Origin of the sequence: Pseudomonas sp. NPDC088368 (assembly GCF_044753445.1) — a bacterium.
Lineage (GTDB): Bacteria > Pseudomonadota > Gammaproteobacteria > Pseudomonadales > Pseudomonadaceae > Aquipseudomonas > Aquipseudomonas bambusae.
On sequence record NZ_JBIVNG010000011.1, the window covers coordinates 165,962 to 184,301 of the forward strand.

Annotated in this window: 14 protein-coding genes; 6 read left to right on the top strand and 8 right to left on the bottom strand. The window is 59.7% G+C overall.

Annotated features, from left to right (window positions below; translation table 11 throughout):
• Positions 1–154: 154 nt before the first annotated feature.
• Positions 155–1,030 carry a helix-turn-helix domain-containing protein gene (locus ACIQAL_RS24005; RefSeq protein ID WP_401150022.1) on the bottom strand — a complete coding sequence of 292 codons (876 nt, stop codon included), beginning with the start codon at positions 1,028–1,030 and terminating at the stop codon, positions 155–157.
• Positions 1,031–1,176: 146 nt separating this feature from the next.
• Here ACIQAL_RS24005 and ACIQAL_RS24010 point away from each other — a divergent pair, with 146 nt between their 5' ends.
• A complete protein-coding gene (locus ACIQAL_RS24010) occupies positions 1,177–2,076 on the top strand; it encodes a DMT family transporter (protein ID WP_401150024.1) in 900 nt (299 codons plus the stop codon).
• Between the two features lie 129 nt (positions 2,077–2,205).
• On the opposite strand, the gene ACIQAL_RS24015 is transcribed toward ACIQAL_RS24010, so the two are convergent.
• Both ACIQAL_RS24015 and ACIQAL_RS24020 read right to left on the bottom strand, forming a co-directional pair.
• Positions 2,206–3,180, bottom strand: a complete 975-nt coding sequence (locus ACIQAL_RS24015) for a 2-hydroxyacid dehydrogenase (RefSeq protein WP_401150026.1) — start codon at positions 3,178–3,180, stop codon at positions 2,206–2,208.
• 213 nt (positions 3,181–3,393) lie between these two features.
• Positions 3,394–4,341 carry a LysR family transcriptional regulator gene (locus ACIQAL_RS24020; RefSeq protein ID WP_166597163.1) on the bottom strand — a complete coding sequence of 316 codons (948 nt, stop codon included), beginning with the start codon at positions 4,339–4,341 and terminating at the stop codon, positions 3,394–3,396.
• A gap of 181 nt (positions 4,342–4,522) precedes the next feature.
• Here ACIQAL_RS24020 and ACIQAL_RS24025 point away from each other — a divergent pair, with 181 nt between their 5' ends.
• The 4 genes from ACIQAL_RS24025 to ACIQAL_RS24040 are packed head-to-tail and all read left to right on the top strand — an operon-like array spanning position 4,523 to position 9,282.
• Complete coding sequence (locus ACIQAL_RS24025) at positions 4,523–6,037, top strand: efflux transporter outer membrane subunit (protein WP_401150028.1); 1,515 nt, start codon at positions 4,523–4,525, stop codon at positions 6,035–6,037.
• Entirely contained in the window at positions 6,034–8,220 is a 2,187-nt protein-coding gene (locus tag ACIQAL_RS24030; RefSeq protein WP_401150030.1) for an FUSC family protein, read from the top strand. Before ACIQAL_RS24025 ends, ACIQAL_RS24030 begins: the two co-directional genes overlap by 4 nt.
• Positions 8,210–8,410 (top strand): DUF1656 domain-containing protein, encoded by a 201-nt coding sequence (locus ACIQAL_RS24035; RefSeq protein WP_401150031.1) that lies wholly within the window; start codon positions 8,210–8,212, stop codon positions 8,408–8,410. Before ACIQAL_RS24030 ends, ACIQAL_RS24035 begins: the two co-directional genes overlap by 11 nt.
• Positions 8,411–8,427: 17 nt before the next feature.
• Positions 8,428–9,282, top strand: a complete 855-nt coding sequence (locus ACIQAL_RS24040) for an efflux RND transporter periplasmic adaptor subunit (RefSeq protein WP_401150033.1) — start codon at positions 8,428–8,430, stop codon at positions 9,280–9,282.
• A 47-nt stretch (positions 9,283–9,329) separates the two neighbouring features.
• Here ACIQAL_RS24040 and ACIQAL_RS24045 read toward each other — a convergent pair whose 3' ends face one another.
• The 4 genes from ACIQAL_RS24045 to ACIQAL_RS24060 all read right to left on the bottom strand — a co-directional run bounded on the left by ACIQAL_RS24045 (position 9,330) and on the right by ACIQAL_RS24060 (position 13,780).
• Positions 9,330–10,649: a hypothetical protein gene (locus tag ACIQAL_RS24045; RefSeq protein ID WP_401150035.1), complete on the bottom strand. Its 1,320-nt coding sequence runs from the start codon at positions 10,647–10,649 to the stop codon at positions 9,330–9,332.
• 210 nt (positions 10,650–10,859) lie between these two features.
• Entirely contained in the window at positions 10,860–12,260 is a 1,401-nt protein-coding gene (locus tag ACIQAL_RS24050; RefSeq protein WP_401150036.1) for a hypothetical protein, read from the bottom strand.
• A 201-nt stretch (positions 12,261–12,461) separates the two neighbouring features.
• On the bottom strand, positions 12,462–13,286 hold the full coding sequence (locus tag ACIQAL_RS24055) for an SDR family oxidoreductase (protein ID WP_401150037.1): 825 nt from the start codon (positions 13,284–13,286) through the stop codon (positions 12,462–12,464).
• A 29-nt stretch (positions 13,287–13,315) separates the two neighbouring features.
• Positions 13,316–13,780, bottom strand: a complete 465-nt coding sequence (locus ACIQAL_RS24060) for a multidrug transporter (RefSeq protein WP_401150039.1) — start codon at positions 13,778–13,780, stop codon at positions 13,316–13,318.
• Positions 13,781–13,933: 153 nt separating this feature from the next.
• Between ACIQAL_RS24060 and ACIQAL_RS24065 the strand changes: the two genes are divergently transcribed.
• Positions 13,934–16,672 (top strand): RHS repeat domain-containing protein, encoded by a 2,739-nt coding sequence (locus ACIQAL_RS24065; RefSeq protein WP_401150040.1) that lies wholly within the window; start codon positions 13,934–13,936, stop codon positions 16,670–16,672.
• Positions 16,673–16,751: 79 nt separating this feature from the next.
• On the opposite strand, the gene ACIQAL_RS24070 is transcribed toward ACIQAL_RS24065, so the two are convergent.
• The gene (locus ACIQAL_RS24070; protein ID WP_166597156.1) at positions 16,752–18,206 is read right to left on the bottom strand and encodes a mannose-1-phosphate guanylyltransferase/mannose-6-phosphate isomerase; all 1,455 of its coding nucleotides are present in this window, start codon (positions 18,204–18,206) and stop codon (positions 16,752–16,754) included.
• Positions 18,207–18,340 lie beyond the last annotated feature (134 nt).

Genomic DNA, 18,340 nt, shown 5'->3' on the forward strand with positions numbered 1-18,340 from the left:
GGCAGACGCGGATAGGGGCGGGTCATGCTTTTGATTCTGGCCGAAGGCCGTGGGAGTTGGCTCGCCTACGATCTGTTGCGGAGCGACAGCACATCCTGCCTAAGCGGTGTGTCCGGTGGTTTGAGTTGCCGGGCAGAGCCGGTACGTGCCCATTTCAGGATTGAAACGCCAATCGATACGCCCGCGGTGTCGCGCCCATGGCCTGTTTGAATGTGTTGCTGAAATGACTGGCGCTGGCAAAACCGCAATCCAGCGCAATGTCGCCAAAGGGCAGGCGTGTCGTGCGCAAGAGCTGACGGGCGCGGTTCATGCGGCGGGCCAGCAGGTATTGATGGGGTGGAAAGCCAAAGCTTTCGCGGAACATGCGGGCGAAGTGGTATTCCGACAGCGCACACATCGCCGCCAGTTGCCCAAGACTCAAGGGCTCAGCAAGGTTCGTCTCGATGAACTCCACCAGCCGCCGGCGCACATGGGGCGCCAGCCCGCCTTTCAGGCGCAGGCCGTCGCGCAAGCCCACCTGATTCAACATCATGTGATCGAGCAGCTCGTGGGCCAGGGTGCTGGTCTGCAAGCGCTCGCCGGGCTCGTTCCAGTTCAGGCGAATCAGGCGATGAAACCGCTGCGCCTGCTGCGGATCGTCGATGAAGGTGTTTTCTTGCAGCACCATTTCCCGAGGCTCACGGTCCAGCAGGGTCAGGCAGTTGAGCGCGAACTGTTCAGGGCTGATGTAGAGGTGCGCCAGGCGAATGTCGCCGTTCACCACCCACGAAGACTGGTGCCCGGCGGGGAGCACGCAAATCTTGTCCGGTGCGCCTTTCAGGTCGGGGCGGTCGCGGCGGTAGGTTTCGGTGCCACCCCCGATGTAGCAAGACAATGTGTGATGACTCGGCCCGTGATAATCCTGAGCGTCATGCCGGTTGTTCCACAAAGCTGCCACAACGCCATCGCCCAGGGATGCGCTCTGCTCCAGCTGCGCGTGGGGCGAGCTGTTGAGCGATTGAAACACCTGGATTTGATCGAGTGACGACATGGGTTCGGCGCAAGGCTGATGTTCTGTGCCTCGCATCCTACTCCGTAGACGCGGTGCTGCCACCGGGCCAGCGATCAAATGCGCAAGATTTTGCAAATCATGTCAGCCGCGCTGGCCCAGACTGAAGGCTCATTGAGGAGCCTGTCATGAACATCTCGCTGTATCTGCTGACCGTTTTGATCTGGGGCACGACCTGGATTGCCCTGAAACTGCAACTGGGCGAGGTGGCGATTCCGGTGTCGATCGTCTATCGCTTCGGCCTCGCGGCGCTGATTCTGTTCGTCATGCTGCTGGCCAGTCGCACCTTGCAGAAGGTCAATCGTCGCGGGCAGTTGATTTGTCTGGCCCAAGGCGTCTGCCTGTTCTGTGTGAACTTCATGTGCTTCTACACGGCGAGTCGCTGGGTTCCCACCGGGCTGGTGGCGGTGGTGTTCTCCACGGCGACGCTATGGAACGCCCTCAACGCTCGCATCTTCTTCAAGCAGAAAGTCGCCCGCAACGTGCTGACCGGTGGCGCGCTGGGGTTGGTGGGGCTGGGTTGCCTGTTCTGGCCAGAGCTGTCAGGCCACAGCGCCAGCCGCGAAACCCTGATCGGTCTGGGTCTGGCCTTGCTCGGCACGCTGTGCTTCTCGGCGGGCAACATGCTGTCGAGCCTGCAACAGAAAGCGGGTCTGCGCCCGTTGACCACCAACGCCTACGGGATGTTGTACGGCGCGGCGATGCTTTGCGCGTATTGCGTGATCAGCGGCACGCCGTTCGCCTTTGAGTGGAACGCGCGGTACGTCGGCTCGCTGTTGTACCTGGTGATCCCGGGGTCGGTGATCGGCTTCACCGCGTACCTGACGTTGGTCGGCCGCATGGGCCCTGAGCGCGCCGCGTATTGCACGGTGCTGTTCCCGGTGGTGGCGCTGAACGTCTCGGCGTTTGCCGAAGGCTACCAGTGGACCCTGCCCGCATTGATGGGGCTGGTGCTGGTGATGATCGGCAACGTGCTGGTGTTCCGGAAGCCGAATGCGGTGGCGCCGGTGGGTGCAAAACTCGCGTGACGCAAAAACTGTGGGAGCGGATTTATCCGCGAGAGGCCGGTACAGACGCTAGAGAACCTGCGAATGTACCGACGTCATCGTGAATGAATTCGCTCCCACAGTTTGAATCCGGACTGACTTGAAGAGATCTCAGCCCTTCCACACCTGCTGATTCACCAGATCCTGCGGCTTCTCGCCCAACAATGCAGCGCGCAGGTTGTGGTACGCACGGTCGGCCATGGCCTGACGGGTTTCGTGGGTCGCGGAGCCGATGTGCGGCAGGGTCACGGCGTTGCTCAGCTGGAACAGCGGCGACTCGGCCAGCGGCTCTTTTTCGTACACGTCCAGGCCCGCGCCGCGAATGGTGCCGTTTTGCAACGCCTCGATCAGCGCCGGTTCGTCGACGATCGGGCCACGGGCGATGTTCACCAGAATCGCGCTCTTCTTCATCAGCCCCAGTTCGCGGGTGCTGATCAGGTGTTTGGTCTTTTCGCTCAACGGCACGACCAGGCAGACGAAATCCGACTCGGCCAGCAACTGATCCAGCGTGCGGAATTGCGCGCCCAGCTCCTGCTCAATGGCGGTCTTGCGTGAGTTTCCGCTGTACAGGATCGGCATGTTGAAACCCAGACGACCGCGACGCGCAACGGCAGCGCCGATGTTGCCCATGCCGACGATGCCCAGTGTCTTGCCGTGAACGTCGGTACCGAACTGTGGCGCTTCGATACTACGGGTCCACTTGCCCGCCTTGGTGTAGGCGTCCAGCTCGGCGACGCGACGGGCGCTGCTCATGATCAGCGAGAAACCGAGGTCGGCGGTGCTTTCGGTCAGCACGTCCGGGGTGTTGGTCAGCATGATGCCGCGCTCGGTGAGGTAGCCAACATCATAGTTGTCGTAACCGACCGAGATGCTCGACACCACTTCCAGCTGTTTCGCACTTTCCAACTGTTCGCGGCCCAGCTTGCGACCGGCGCCGATCATGCCGTGGCTGTGGGGCAATGCTTCGTTGAACTGCTCGTTCAGATCACCCTTTTTCGGGTCCGGGATGATCACGTTGAAGTCTTGCTGCAGGCGCTCTGCCATTTCCGGGGAGACGCGGCTGAAGGCAAGGACAGTCTTTTTCATCGGATAGCTACTCTCGGGCGGTTCAGGGGAAAAGTGCGTAGCACGCTAACATTCTTGTGGCGGGATTGGCAGGGCTGCCGGAGGAATGACGTCGGAGTGAAATCTGTGGGAGCGAATTCATTCGCGAAAGACCAGTGCAGTCAACACATCTGCGTGGACTGATCCTTTTTTCGCGAATGAATTCGCACCCACAGGTTCACGGGTGTTTGCGAGCTACACGGTCTCCGGCAACACATGCGTCTGCAAATCCGCCTCATGGGCCGCCATGATTTCCGGCAGGGAGCCGCGCAGGTATTCGACCCAGGTCTTGATCTTGGCATCCAGGTACTGACGCGACGGATAAATCGCGTACAGGTTCAGCTCATGAGAGCGGTACTGCGGCAGCACGCGCACCAGCGAGCCATTGCGCAGGCCTTCGATAGCCGAGTAGATCGGCAGAATCCCGATGCCCATGCCGCTGCTGATCGCCGCTTTCATGGCGTCGGCCGAGTTCACCAGAAATGGCGAGTTGCCGATGGTCACGGTCTCTTGACCTTCCGGACCGTCGAACGCCCATTTCTCCAGCGGAAACACCGGGCTGACCAACCGCAGGCACGCGTGATTCAGCAAATCGGCGGGCTTGTACGCCATGCCGAACGCCTTGATGTACGCGGGCGAGGCACAGACGATGCTGTACGTGATGCCCAAACGCTGGGACACGAACCCCGAATCCGGCAACTCACTGGCCAGCACGATGGAGACGTCGTAGCCCTCTTCGAGCAGGTCCGGCACCCGGTTGGTCATCGTCAGGTCGAAGGACACGTCAGGGTGATTGCGCCGGTAGCGGGCAATGGCGTCGATCACATAATGCTGACCGACGCCGGTCATCGAGTGCACTTTCAGCTGTCCGGCCGGGCGCGCATGGGCGTCGCTGGCCTCGGCTTCGGCTTCCTCGACGTACGTCAGAATTTGCTCGCAGCGCAGCAGGTACCGCTTCCCGGCCTCGGTCAGCGCGATGCGACGGGTCGTTCGGTTGAGGAGTCGGGTTTGCAGGTGTGCTTCTAGATTGGAGACGGCGCGTGAAACGTTGGCGGTGGTGGTATCCAGCTGAGCTGCGGCAGCGGTGAAGCTGCCCGCCTGTGCCACGCAACTGAAGGCGCGCATGTTTTGCAGAGTGTCCATTGGCCGTTCTCTGGTGAGATGGCAAATTGTGACATGAAGTTGCTGATCCATGTCAGCCATACCAAAGGATTATCTCTGGTTCCGTAATAAAGATTCACAGAAGTCCCAGCTTATCGCCGAAACGGGCGCCACCTAGAATCGCGGCTCGATCTCCTTCCTCCTCATTCGGGTAATTGCAGCTGTGCCGCGTCGCATCGTCAGAGGGCTGAAACCCCTCAGTGTCTGGGCTTTAACGTTACTCATCAGCGGCTGCATCGGAACCGGCGGAATCGCACCTCAAGGCATCTCGATGTCGCCAGACGCACTGGCCACCGACGACGCCATCAAGGCCGCGGCCAAGGACGCTCATTGGCCGGACGGTCAGTGGTGGCGCGCCTACGGCGACGACCAACTCAACCACTGGATCGAACTGGCGGCTCTGGGCAGCCCAAGCCTGGCCATCGCCGCTGCGCGCGTGCGACAGGCCAAGGCCATGGCGGGTATCGCCGAGTCTGCGGAATCCCTGCACGTCAACGGCGAGAGCACCCTCAAACGCCACAATTGGCCGACGGATCAGTTCTACGGGCCGGGCGAGCTGTCCAACACCAGCACCTGGGACAACAACGCTTCCCTTGGCCTGAGCTATTCCCTCGACCTCTGGGGCCGGGAAAGCAACAGCACCGAGCAGGCACTGGACCTGGCGCACATGAGCGCCGCCGAAGAACGTCAGGCGCAGCTGGAATTGCAGGACAACATCGTCCGCGCCTACATCCAGCTGTCGCTCAACTACGCCCAGCGCGACATCGCCGAAGCGACCCTTGCCCAGCAACAGCAAATTCTCGATCTGGCGCAGCGTCGTCTGAAAGGCGGCATCGGCACGCATTTCGAGGTCAGTCAGGCTGAGACGCCGCTGCCCGAAACCCATCGCCAGATCGATGCGCTGGACGAGGCCATCGCCCTCAGCCGTAACCAGATCGCGGCATTGGCAGGGAAGGGGCCGGGAGACGGCGCGAGCCTGCAACGCCCGACACTGTCGCTCAAGACTGCGTTGACCGTGCCGTCCGCCTTGCCCGCGCAGTTGCTCGGCCAGCGTCCTGACGTCGTCGCCAGCCGTTGGCGAGTGGCGGCGCAGGCCCGTGGCATCGATGTCGCCCACGCCGGTTTCTACCCCAACGTCGATCTGATGGGCAGCCTGGGTTACATGGCCACCGGCGGCGGCATGCTGGAGTTCTTGACCGGCAAGAAATTCAACTACAGCGTGGGTCCGGCCATCAGTCTGCCGATTTTTGACGGCGGCCGTTTGCGCTCGGAGCTGGGCGTGGCATCTGCCGGGTATGACACGGCTGTTGCGCAGTACAACCAGACGCTGGTGGTAGCGCTCAAGAGCATTTCCGATCAGTTGATCCGTCGTGAGTCGATGAACAAACAGCAGGTGTTCGCCGATCAATCGGTGGCTGCGGCGCAGAAGACCTACGACATCGCGATGGTCGCCTACAAACGCGGCCTGACCGACTACCTCAACGTGCTCAACGCGCAAACCCTGTTGTTCCACCAGGAACAGGTGCAGCAGCAGGTTCAGGCCGCGCGTTTGACCGTGCACGCAGAATTGGTAGTCGCGCTAGGCGGCGGGTTGATGGCAGGCAATGATTCGCCAGCGCCCGAGAAGACCGCCGCGCCGAAAACCCCGGCGTTGCTAACGGTGTTCGACAAGCAATGAACAGCGCGCTGAGCTGGCTCAAATCCCTCGAATTTCGCCGCGAACTCAATGGCTGGGCGCGCAGCGACGGGGTGACGTGGATTTACATCTTCAAGGTGCTGATGGCCGCGTTCCTGACCTACTGGGTCGCGATGCGTCTGGAACTCCCGCAGCCGCGTACGGCCATGATCACCGTGTTCATCGTCATGCAGCCGCAGAGTGGGCATGTGTTCGCCAAGAGTTTTTATCGCCTGATCGGCACGCTGGCGGGCTCCGTCGTGATGGTCACGCTGATGGCCCTGTTTGCCCAGAACAGCGAGCTGTTTCTCGGCAGCCTGGCCATCTGGGTTGGCCTCTGCTGCGCAGGCGCCGCACGTTACCGAAACTTTGCCGCTTACGGTTTTGTGCTCGCCGGTTACACGGCGGCGATGACCGGCCTGCCTGCGCTCGCTCACCCTGAAACGTCGTTCATGGCGGCGGTGTGGCGAGTGCTGGAAATCTCCCTCGGCATCGTCTGCTCGACCTTGGTCACTGCGGCGATCCTGCCGCAAAGCTCCGGCGCGGCGATGCGCAACGCGCTGTATCAGCGCTTTGGCGTATTCGCGCAGTTCGTCGTGACTGGCCTGCGTGGCGAGGGCAATCCGGCGGCGTTCGAAGCCAGCAACGTGCGTTTCATCGCCGATGCGGTCGGGCTGGAAGGCCTGCGCGCCGTGACGGTGTTCGAAGACCCGCACATGCGCCGGCGCAACGGTCGCTTGAACCGCTTGAACAGCGAATTCATGACCATCACCACGCGCTTCAACGCCTTGCATCAATTGCTGGGGCGCCTGCGTCGTCGTGGTGTGACGCCTGCCGTCGCGGCCATCGAGCCGGGCCTCAACGCCTTGGCCGAGTTGCTTCAGGGCTTCGCCGGTCGCGCGCTGACCAACGCCGACGCCGCGCTGCTGGCCCGTCGGCTGAGCGACTTCAAGGCCGACCTGCCTGAGCAGGTGCGCAGCCTCCGGGCTGAGTTCGTCAAGACCTTGCCCAGCGATGACGACCTGCTGGATTTTCATACCGCCTACGAATTGATGTATCGCTTCGTCGACGACCTGCACGACTACGCCGAGACTCACGCCTCGCTGGCCGATCACCGCCACGAGCGGGAAAACTGGGTCGAGCCGTTCGTCTCCACCACCAACTGGATGTCGTCTGTGGCGTCGGGCGTTCGGGCGACGTTCATTCTGGGCGTGATGTCGGTGTATTGGGTCGCAACGGCCTGGCCCAGCGGGGCGTCCATGACGTTGGTCTCAGCGGCGACCGTTGCCTTGTCGGCGACCACCGCGAACCCTCGGCGCATGTCGTTCCAGATGGCTAGCGGCACGTTTTTGGGCGCGCTGCTCGGCTTCTTCATCACCTTCTTCGTGCTGCCCCGCATCGACGGCTTCCCCTTGCTGTGCATGGTGCTGGCGCCGGTTTTCGTGCTGGGGACGTTTCTGACCACGCGCCCGCAGTGGGTCGGTTACGGTCTGGGTTTGCTGATCTTTTTCAGCATCGGTTCCGCGCCAGACAACCTCACGGTCTACAACCCCTATACATTCATCAACGATTACATCGCGATGGTCATCGGCATGCTGCTGTGCGCAGCGGCCGGGGCGATCATTCTGCCGCCCAACAGCCGCTGGCTGTGGCAACGGCTGGAAGGGGATTTGCGCCAGCAGGTGGGGTTTGCGATCAGCGCGCCGTTGCGTCGGATTCGTTCGAGTTTCGAGAGCCGCACCCGTGACCTCATGCATCAGGCCTACGGTCTGGCCGCAGGCAAACCCGAAGTGCAGCGCAACCTGCTGCGCTGGATGCTGGTGGTGCTGGAAATCGGCCACGCGATCATCGAATTGCGCCGCGAGCAGGACGTGCTGCCTGTGCATCCGAGTTATGCGGAATCGCAGCCGTGGCGTCAGGCCCTGCGGGCCATGGGCCGCTCGCTGGTGCGCCTGTTCCTGCAACCCGACCCCCACAATCTGGCGCGCAGCCTCGCGGCCGTAGACCACGCGATTGTCTGCGTGCAGAACACCGACGAGCCGTTCGCCCCGCACTTCGACACCTCGGCGCTGCGCCGGGTGAAAAGCTACCTGCACTTCATCCGCACCTGCCTGCTCGACCCGCAATCACCCTTGGCCTCGTCGCCCCCCGAGCACGCCGTGCAAGGACTTTCCCATGCCACGTGAAATCGCCTTCCACGGCGTTTACATGCCGACCGTGACGCTGATGTTTCTGGTGGCCATGGTGCTTTCCTGGGCGCTGGACCGTTTCATGTCCGGCCTCGACCTGTACCGTTTTTTTTGGCATCCGGCGTTGCTGCGCCTGAGCCTGTTCAGCTGCATTTTTGGCGCGATGGCGCTGGCCGTTTACCGTTGAGGCACATGTAACCCGAGATGAAAAAGCTCATCAGTCTGATCGCGACGTTATTGATTCTGGCGCTGGCCATCTGGATCGGCCGCCTGCTGTGGATTCACTACATGGACACGCCTTGGACCCGAGACGGCCGCGTGCGCGCCGACGTGATCAACGTCGCCGCCGATGTTAGTGGCGTGGTCATCGACGTGCCGGTCAAGGACAACCAGCCCGTGAAAAAGGGCGATCTGTTGATGCAGATCGATCCCGAGCATTACCAGTTGGCGGTCAAACAGGCCGAAGCGCTGGTCGCGTCACGCAAAGCCACGTGGGAGATGCGCAAGGTCAACGCCGCCCGCCGCAAGGACATGGACGCGCTGGTGATTTCTGCCGAAAACCGCGAAGACGCATCCAACGTCGCCAACTCCGCCCAGGCCGATTACCAACTGGCGGTGGCGCAACTGGAAGCCGCGCAACTCAACCTGCAACGCACCAAAGTGCTGGCGGCGGTTGATGGCTACGTCACCAACCTCAACGTGCATCGCGGCGACTACGCACGCATCGGCGAAGCGAAAATGGCGGTCGTCGACAAGAACTCGTTCTGGGTGTACGGCTTCTTCGAAGAGACCAAGCTGCCCCACGTGAAAATCGGTGACCCGGCAGACATGCAGTTGATGAGCGGCGAAGTGATGAAGGGCCACGTCGAAAGTATCGCCCGAGCGATCTACGACCGGGACAACCCGGAAAGCCGCGAACTGATCGCCGATGTCAACCCGACGTTCAACTGGGTGCGCCTGGCCCAACGCGTGCCGGTGCGCATCCACCTGGATAACGTACCGGACAGCGTGGTGTTGGCGGCGGGGATCACGTGCACGGTGATCGTGAATCCGGAGTGATCGGGCGGGCGCCTTGCCCTGTGAACGCCGCCGTTAGCGGGGTGTGATCACTCGGGCTCAGGAGTGGCTTCGGCCAATTCGTCGTAAACGATGTCGATGACCTCGGAAACGACCTGACTGCCATGTTCGCTGCCAGTCGCCAGCTCCACGATCGGACCGACCAACAGTTTCAAGGTATCGAGCATTGCTTCGTTATAGAACGCTTGAGCCTCTTGCGGAAGATCAGCGTTAGCCCCGCGCAGCACTTTGAATGCGACGGATCCGCCCCCTGACAGAAGACCGACAATGGCTCGCGTCAGCGCCAGCGAAGGTCCTGCTGGCGCCGTTGTTGCAAGGCCGATGGCGCCCAGTATCGTAATGCCTGTCTGCAACAGCAGATCGTTCATCCTTTCAGTATCTGTGGACACCAGCACATCGATATCCGATTTCAGGCGTTTGATCGTCCTGCTGTGCAACTCCCCGAACACATCGTCGTTGACTGCGAATTGCAGTGGGCAGATGTACTGAATCTGGCTGCCATAAAAAAATTCATGGTAGCGAAGTTTGTCATTGCCGGGTGTCAACTGGGCGTAGAGCGGCAGGCGTGCATGGATCAACCGGTGAAGCGTTTTCGATCCCTCGATGAATTCGCGCCTGCCGGCTCTGGGCAGAATGAGAACGGCACTTTGCGCAGGTTCGTTCAGGAAGACCAATAGCCCACCTTCGGAGGTCTGTGTGCCCGCGGGGTAACGCAAGTAAACGCACTGACTGACATCGTATTCTTTCGTGCGACGTTTGATTTGCACGGTTTTCAACACGGTATCGCCCTTGAAATACCGCTCGACCAGCTCCTTGTAGACGTCAGGGGTGTCGTCTTTTTCAGCAAAGGCTCGCAGGTGCTTCTCGACGATAATCCGGGATTGGAGTTTCGCTAGAAACACCATTTTCGGGGTTGTCAGGCGTCGGTCTACTTCGGTCTGATAACTCGCTTGCAGATCCGCAGCGGTTAGCGTGTTGATGAGATCGTCGGGAAAGTCCCCGGGCCATTGTATGACGTTGTATTCGCGAATCAGTTTGCGTCGATAAGTGTCAGTGACGATTTCTTCCAGCGGAAACTCAGACACTTCTTCCGTCAGCCCGAATCCGTCCCAACCATGCATGATCACGTTAGCGAGATTTGGATGAAGTCTGGAGGCAAGCTGAATAGGCGTTTTGTGATTGACGCGTTCTTTCACGTCGTCGGATGCGCTTGATTCATCGACCATTCGCTTGATGGACGACTGGATGTATCGCACGGGGTTAAACAGCTCTGGATCATAAAGATCCCGAAACAGCTCAGTCAGGTCGTTGACCAGCCGGTCTACACCCTCTTGAGTGATGTAAATCATGCCTTCGGACGCGTCCGAGCCGGGATCGAGCGGCGCGAGATCGTATTCGTCGTGGCCGTATTAATCCTCGGCGGTGCCTGCGGTCATTAATGGATTCATGGTGTCTTCCTTGACAATTAGGGCGCCTCGTCCTGAGGCTCAGCCCAATGCGCCCTGATGACAGGGCGAATGTTGTACGTGATGATGGATGCGGGATGACCTTGAAACGGCTTACTCAAGCAGCTCTTCGACCACGATGTCGGTGACCTGCGAGATGACCTCCGACGCGTGCTCGCTCCCGGTCGCAAACTCGACGATGGGGCCAATCAGTTGCTTGAGCCCCTCCTTCAACGCGTCTTCATAGAAGGCTCGGGCTTCGTTGGGAAGGTCTTCATTGACGCCCCGAAGTACCCGAAACGCGACGGCGCCTCCGCCTGCGAGCGCCGTCACGAGCGCGCGGGTGAGGACCAGCGACGGGCCAGCGGGAGCCGCTACTACGATTGCCAGCGCTTCAAACACCGTGATGCCCACTTGGAACATCAGGTCATTCAGACGCTCACCGTCTGTGGACACCAAAATATCGATGTCCCCTTTCAGTAGGGCAATCTGGAGGTCATGCAGGGTCTCGAAGATGTCGTCGCTGCCAAAAAACTGCAGCGGTGCTATCTGTTTCGCCAGAGGCCCCATGAACGAATACACGTAGGAGAATTTGTCATTTCCTGCGGTGAGTTGGGCTTTCAGGGGAAGCCGTTTGAACATCAGGCGGTGAAGTTCCTTGGACGTCTCGATAAATGAGCGCCGACCCTCTTTGGGCAGTTCCAGCACCGCCGTTTCTGCGGGTTCTCCCAAGAAGATCAATAGCCCGCCTGCCGGGCTGTTTTGGGTAGCAGGGTAGCGAAGGTACGCGACCCGCGGCACGGAGTACTGATTGAGCTGGTCTCGGAACTGCACGCTCTCAAGGGACACTTTTTCGTCGAAGTAGTCTTGGACCAACTGCTTGTAAATGTCTGTCGTGTCCGGGTTTTCTGCGAATTTACGCAACCGGGTTTCCACCTCAATCCTGGCCTGAAATTTCGACAGGAACCGGGCCTTTGGGTTGTTGAGATGCTTTTCGACATCGGCCTGGTAGCTTGCTTGCAGGTCCGCCGACTCAAATGCCTCGATCAAGTCTTCAGTGAAATCGCCAGGCCATTTGATGGCGTTGTGTTGGCGGGTTAGCTTGCGCCGATAGGTGTCGGTCACGATCTCTTCGAGGCGATAATCGCGTCGTTCCTCGTTATGGCCCAGGCCGTCCCAACCCAATTCCCACAGCGCTTGCAGACCGGGCTCGATGATTGAGCTTACGGTGATCCAGGTTTGCCCATCCACCCGTTCCTTGACCTCTTCGTAGGCACTGGATTCGTTGACCATTCGCTTGATCGAGGAACGGATGTATTGCACCGGGTCGATCAGGTTCGGATCGTAGATATCCCGAAACAGTTCGGTCATGTCGGATGAGAGCCGTTTAATGCCTTCGGGCGTGAGTTGAACGGGGCCTTCGGTTGCTTCGGAGCCAGGCTCCAAGGGAGCGAAATCGTATTCTTCGGAGTCGTAGTAGCTCTCGACAGAGCCTGCAGACATTAACGGGTTCATGGTGCCTTCCTTGACAGTAGGAGGCCTCGTCCCGAGGCCTGTTCAAATGCGCCCTCATTGAAGGGCAACCGCAGGAAGTATCGGAGGATCAACGACGAATTGATGTAGCCCATTTCCTTCCCATGCCGAGAAAAAGGCGATTGATCAATTCAGGTTACGCGTTTGACGCCGTAGGCGTTTGTCGCCCATAGCCGTGCTGGCTTACAGCATTTGATTGATTTTGAAGCGCTTGCTCAGGATGCGTTCAAGCGCAGCCTTGGGCAGCAACCGAGCCATGAGCGGCAAGGCACGGCTGCCATTGCCGGAGCGCAGCAAACGCGGGGGATTGGGTTTGCTCACCGCTTCCAGCACATCGCGGGCGAAGGTGCTGGCGGGCGTCGGGTGGGTTTGCGATGCGTTGGCGCGGGCGCGAATGCCTTCGCGCAACGGCCACCACGGCGAGCTTTCGTGGATAACCTGCTCGGCTTCGTGGCTGGCGTTTTTGGCGAACTGTGTATCGATGGCGCCCGGCTGGACTTCCATCACGCGGATGCCAAAGGGCGCCAATTCCATGCGCAACGCATCGCTCAATGCACTGACCGCCGCTTTTGACGCGCAATAGGCGCCGCCGAATGGCGTCACTAACACCCCCGAAACGCTGCCGATATTCACCAGCAACCCTTTGTTGCGACGCAGCAAGGGAAACAGCGCGCGGCTGACACCCACAATGGAAAAGACGTTGGTTTCGAACTGGCGACGCATCGCGTCCACGCCGCCGTCCAGCAACGGGCCGATGCCTCCGTAACCGGCGTTATTGATCAGGACGTCGAGCCCTTTGCCGTGCGCTTCCAGCTGTGTCGCCAGCCGCTCAAGCGCTGCACTGTCATTCACGTCCAGCTCGACTGCCGTGAAACCGGCGGCGGTCAGGGCCTGCACGTCGGCGGGCTTGCGCGCCGTCGTCCAGACCTCATGGCCTGCGCCCTTGAACGCATCCGCCATGGCACGACCGATGCCGCTGGAACAACCGGTGATCAGAACGACAGGCATGTTTCATTCCTTGAAGAGTGAGTGACGGTTCAATCGGAAAATGTGCCTTGCAGGCGCTCGGCGCGGAATTCCAGGGTTTGCGGGCGATAACCGTTGCGCAGCGGCGGCAGTGGCAGGCAGTCCTGCCATTGGCTGCCTGGCAACAGTTCGCCGGGCCCCCGATAGCGTGGAGCCGTGTAGGTGTCATCGGCGAGGTTGACGGTGTCCCCCGACGCATACGCCGCCATTTTCCAGCGCAGTTCCTTCAGCGGCACATCATTGCCGTTGTCGATCAGCACCAGCAGCGGTTTACCCACAGGGCACTGTTGTGGCGCGTAATTCACGCGTAATTGGAGGCGCTCCAGCCGCTGGGCGTCGCGCTTGTCTTCCCAGACCACGAACCCCGCAACGATCGCCAGCCCAATAGCCGCCGCCAACGAAACCGGCAAGGCTTTGGCGGGGTAACGTAGCAGCAGAGTCAGCCAGGTGAAGATCAGTATGGCGCCGATGATCATGTGTGTGGTCTCGGGAGGCGGGTGAGGGCATCGTACCGAAAGGGAAGGAGGAGACCAACGGGCGATTCGCCGAGCGCATTTCTGACCAGCGGTTTCTGACCGCGTTTGGCGTCCGCTAGGCTTTGAAAAACGTCGCAATGGATTGCACGTGTCATGGCCTCTCTTTCGTCCATTCACACCCACACACCTGCCTTGAGCGTGATCGACCCGCGCGGTCTGTCGGTGCGCCAGATCGCTTTCCATCGCGTAGACGCCGCCGACCCTGTCCGCGAACGAATCAATCGATCCTTGCATGACGCCGCAGGTCGGCGAGTACGGCAATGGGACCCAAGGCTGTGTGCTGCTGCGGATAACGACCTTGACGCCCCTGCGAACCTCCACGTGATCCATTCCCTGACCGGGCAAACCTTGCTCAATGACCATTCCGACGCGGGTTGGCGTGTCGAATTGCCGGGCGAGGCACGACAGCAGTGCTTTCGCTGGGATGCCCAAGGTCAACGGCAGCGCAGGGAATACGACTTGCTCTTGCGCGTGCTCGCAGTCTTCGAGATCAGCGATGGCCAGGAGACCTGCGCCGAGCGCCTGACCTATGGCGGCCCCGATGACGCAGATGCCAATCAGTGCGGGGGACTGATTCGGCATGATGATCCGGCAGGCTGCGTGGTCAGTTCAGCCTTCAGCCTGCGTGGGCAGGTGATCGAGCAAGCGCGCCGTTTCCTGAACGAACTTGCTGGACCTGACTGGCCTGAACGTGAAAACGAGCGTGATTCATTTCTTGAGCCAGGTGCGGGAGCAACAACTCGTTGGCGATTTGATGCGTCTGGGGGTGCAGCAGAACAGACCGACGTCATGGGGAACACTCAGCGCTTTTGTCACACCGTTTCGGGTCAACTGAAAAGCACTCGACTGCAATTGCTGAACCAGCCCCTGCATACCCTTGTAAGCGATATTCGCTACGACGCGCACAATCGAATCGAGGCTGAAACGCTCGGCAACGGGATCGTCACCGCCCTCGATTACGACCCTATTGATGGCCGCTTGCGCAACCTGCGCGCCGATAACGGACGTCTTCAGGACCTGCATTACGCCTACGATCCGGTCGGCAATGTTGTGAGTATTGAAGATCGCGCCCAACCGACGCGGTATTTTGGCAACCAACGAATCGAGCCGCTTCGAGCGTTCGCTTACGACACTCTTTATCAATTGATCGAGGCGACGGGTTATGAGTCTGCGACGGTAAATAAAAGCCCAACAACGCAATCTTTCGCAACGGCGAATGAACTGAGCAATTACACCCAACGCTACGAGTACGACGCTGGCGGAAACCTGCAAAAGCTGATTCACACCGGCGCCCGCAATCACACGCGTACCTTTGCCACCGCCCGGTACAGCAATCGCACTCTGCTGCAAACAGGCGTCACCCCGCCGACTGAAGAGCAAATTGTGGCTGGCTTCGATGCCAACGGGAACTTGCGGGGGTTGTCGCCGGGCCAGACCTTGCGTTGGGATGCGCGTAATCAACTGAGCGGAGTCACGCCGGTGGAGCGAGAGTCTGGCGTCAATGATCGTGAGATCTACCAATACGATGCTGCCGGTGCGCGGGTTCGTAAAGTGCGTTCAACCCAATCAAAAGTGCTGACCCATCTAAGCGAAGTCCGCTATCTGCCCGGCATGGAAATCCGCAGCAACAGCGCGACCGGTGAAGAGCTGCATGTGATCACCGCAGCGGGGGGGCGCAGTGATGTGCGGGTACTGCATTGGCAAACAGCGCGCCCGGTAGAAATTGAAAACAACCAGGCGCGTTACGCTTTGAGCGACCAGCTTGGCACCACCACCTTTGAACTGGACCAGAACGGGCAACTGATCAGCCATGAGGTCTATTACCCCTATGGAGAAACGGCATGGTTTGAGGCGCGAAGCGAGGTAGAGGCCAAGTACAAGGCTGTCCGTTACTCAGGTAAAGAACGTGACGCGACGGGGCTTTATTACTATGGGTTGCGGTATTACGCACCTTGGCTATGTCGGTGGCTGAACCCTGATCCCGAGGGGGAAGGTGGTGGGCTCAACTTTTATCAATTTGTGGGCAACCAGCCGGTAGGTTTTTTCGATATTTCCGGTTTGGTTAGATGGCCATGGCAACGGGGGACGGCACCGGAAGTAGCTCGGTTCATTGAAATCTACAACCGTGAGAACGAGGGTGGTTCACGCGCCTTTTCTGGCGCGGAGCGTGAAATTGCATCACAGAGGTTGAATGATGTCGTGGCAAAAATGAACGAGCAGCCGATGCTTGCCGAATATGTCAGTGGCGGCGATGGTGTATATCGCGATATCAACAGCCATCTGCGCGGTTTGGAAAAGGGAAGCGATAGCACACTTGCCGCCATAGATGAGTTGGCGTCTGAGTACGAGCAATTGAACGATTTTTCTGAAGTGGCCTTCAGAGCTGTAAAAACGAACAACGGAATTTATGGAAACAAAATCAAGCCAGGTGATGTGGTCAGGGATGCAGGGTACATGTCCGCAAGTGCGCTTGTGAGGAACAGCATCAATTGGCTGGAAGAATGGACGAACAATCTGACAGAGAATCCTGAGCAAGTGATGTTCCTCATGAGCAAGGAGATTCCCAAGAAAGTCGCCGGAACGGCGATGCTGGGCGATCACATCTTGTTGTCCCCCGGCGAGTTTCTGAAGGTGGGCGAGATTCACCGTCTCCCTTCAACGTCATCCAGAAAGGCCTTGACGATCGTGAGGCTAAAGCCAGTGGGGCATATTGAACGGCACGACATCAAAGACATACAGACGGGCGAGTCTGTTATGGCCGCAGAGTTGAGCGTTGGTCGGCGCTTTTTGCGTCGCATCGAGCGTTCGGTGTTGCCCTCCGTTCAAGTGTAAAAAAGCCCCCACCCACCCCCTGCGGATGGGGAATACGCAGGAGGCGGGCGGGGGCAGTACAACGGGTTTTGCGGGTGTATCAGCGTGCGATGGTTTGGGTTCTCACACCGGCTTCGATGCCCGGAGTCGAGCGGCCATAGACGTCTTCGAAGCGTTCGATGTCGTCTTCGCCCAGGTAGCTGCCCGATTGCACTTCGATGATTTCCAGCGGGATCTTGCCTGGGTTGCGCAGGCGGTGGACCGAGGCGATCGGGATGTAGGTGGACTGGTTTTCGGTGAGCAGGAACACGTTTTCGTCACAGGTGACCTGAGCGGTGCCCGACACGACGATCCAGTGTTCGGCGCGGTGATGGTGCATTTGCAGCGACAGGCTGGCGCCCGGTTTGACCGAGATGCGCTTGACCTGGAACCGGCCGCCCATGTCCACGGAGTCGTACGAGCCCCACGGGCGATAGACTTCGAGGTGATTCTGGGTTTCGGTACGACCCTGCTCGTTGAGGGTGTTGACCATCTGCTTGACGCCCTGAACCTTGTCTTTGTGGGCGATCATCATAGCGTCCTTGGTTTCGACGACCACGATGTTGTCCAGACCGATCACGGTGACCAGTTTGCCGTTGCCCTGAATCATGCAGTTGCGGCTGTCCTGAATGACCACGTCGCCTTTGGTGACGTTGCCGTTTTCGTCTTTTTGATGCACGTCCCACAGCGAAGACCAGCAACCCACGTCGCTCCAGCCGGCTTCCAGCGGAACGACGCAGGCGCGCTGGGTTTTTTCCATCACGGCGTAGTCGATGGAGTTGTCCGGGCAGCAGGCGAAACTGGCCTGATCCAGTTCAATGTTGTCGCCGTCGTGCTTGCTGCGCTCAAGGGTCAGCAGGCAGTTGTCGTAGATGTCCGGATCGTGCTTTTTCAGTTCTTCCAGGTAACGGCTGGCGCGGAACAGGAACATGCCGCTGTTCCAGTAATAGCCGCCCGCGTCGACGAATTCGGCGGCGCGTTTTTCGTCAGGTTTTTCGACGAACTGGGCCACGCGGCTCACGCCTTCCGGCAGCAGGGCGTCGGCGGTGGACTTGATGTAGCCGTAGCCAGTTTCCGGCTTGGTCGCCGGTACGCCGAACAGGACCATTTCGCCACGCTCGGCGGCGACGGTCGCCAAAGCCAGTGCGCGTTGCAGGGATTTCTGGTCGTCGATGACGTGGTCGGCCGGCAACACCAGCATCAGTTCGTCACGACCTTCGTTGGCCAGCATCATCGCGGTGATGGCGACGGCAGGGGCGGTGTTGCGGCCGAACGGCTCCATGATGATGGCCTGAGTGTCCAGGCCCAAAGCATCGAGCTGCTCGCCCACGATGAAGCGGTGATCCTTGTTGCAGACCACGACAGGGTGCTGCATGCCATCGAACTGCAAGCGCTCGAGGGTCTGCTGGAAGAGGGTGTGTTCGCCGGTCAGCGCCAGGAACTGTTTTGGAAACTGTTTACGCGAAAGAGGCCAGAGTCGGGAACCGCTGCCACCTGACAAGATCACTGGAATCATTTTGTTTCTCCAAAATTTCGATAGCGTTTGTTTGGGCTATACGTCGGTTGTTCTGTCGTTTCGTCTGTCTTGTTGTTGTGCCGCTGCGCTCGGTGCCCTCACGGTGTGCTGCTCCGCATCACCTGGCGCCGAAC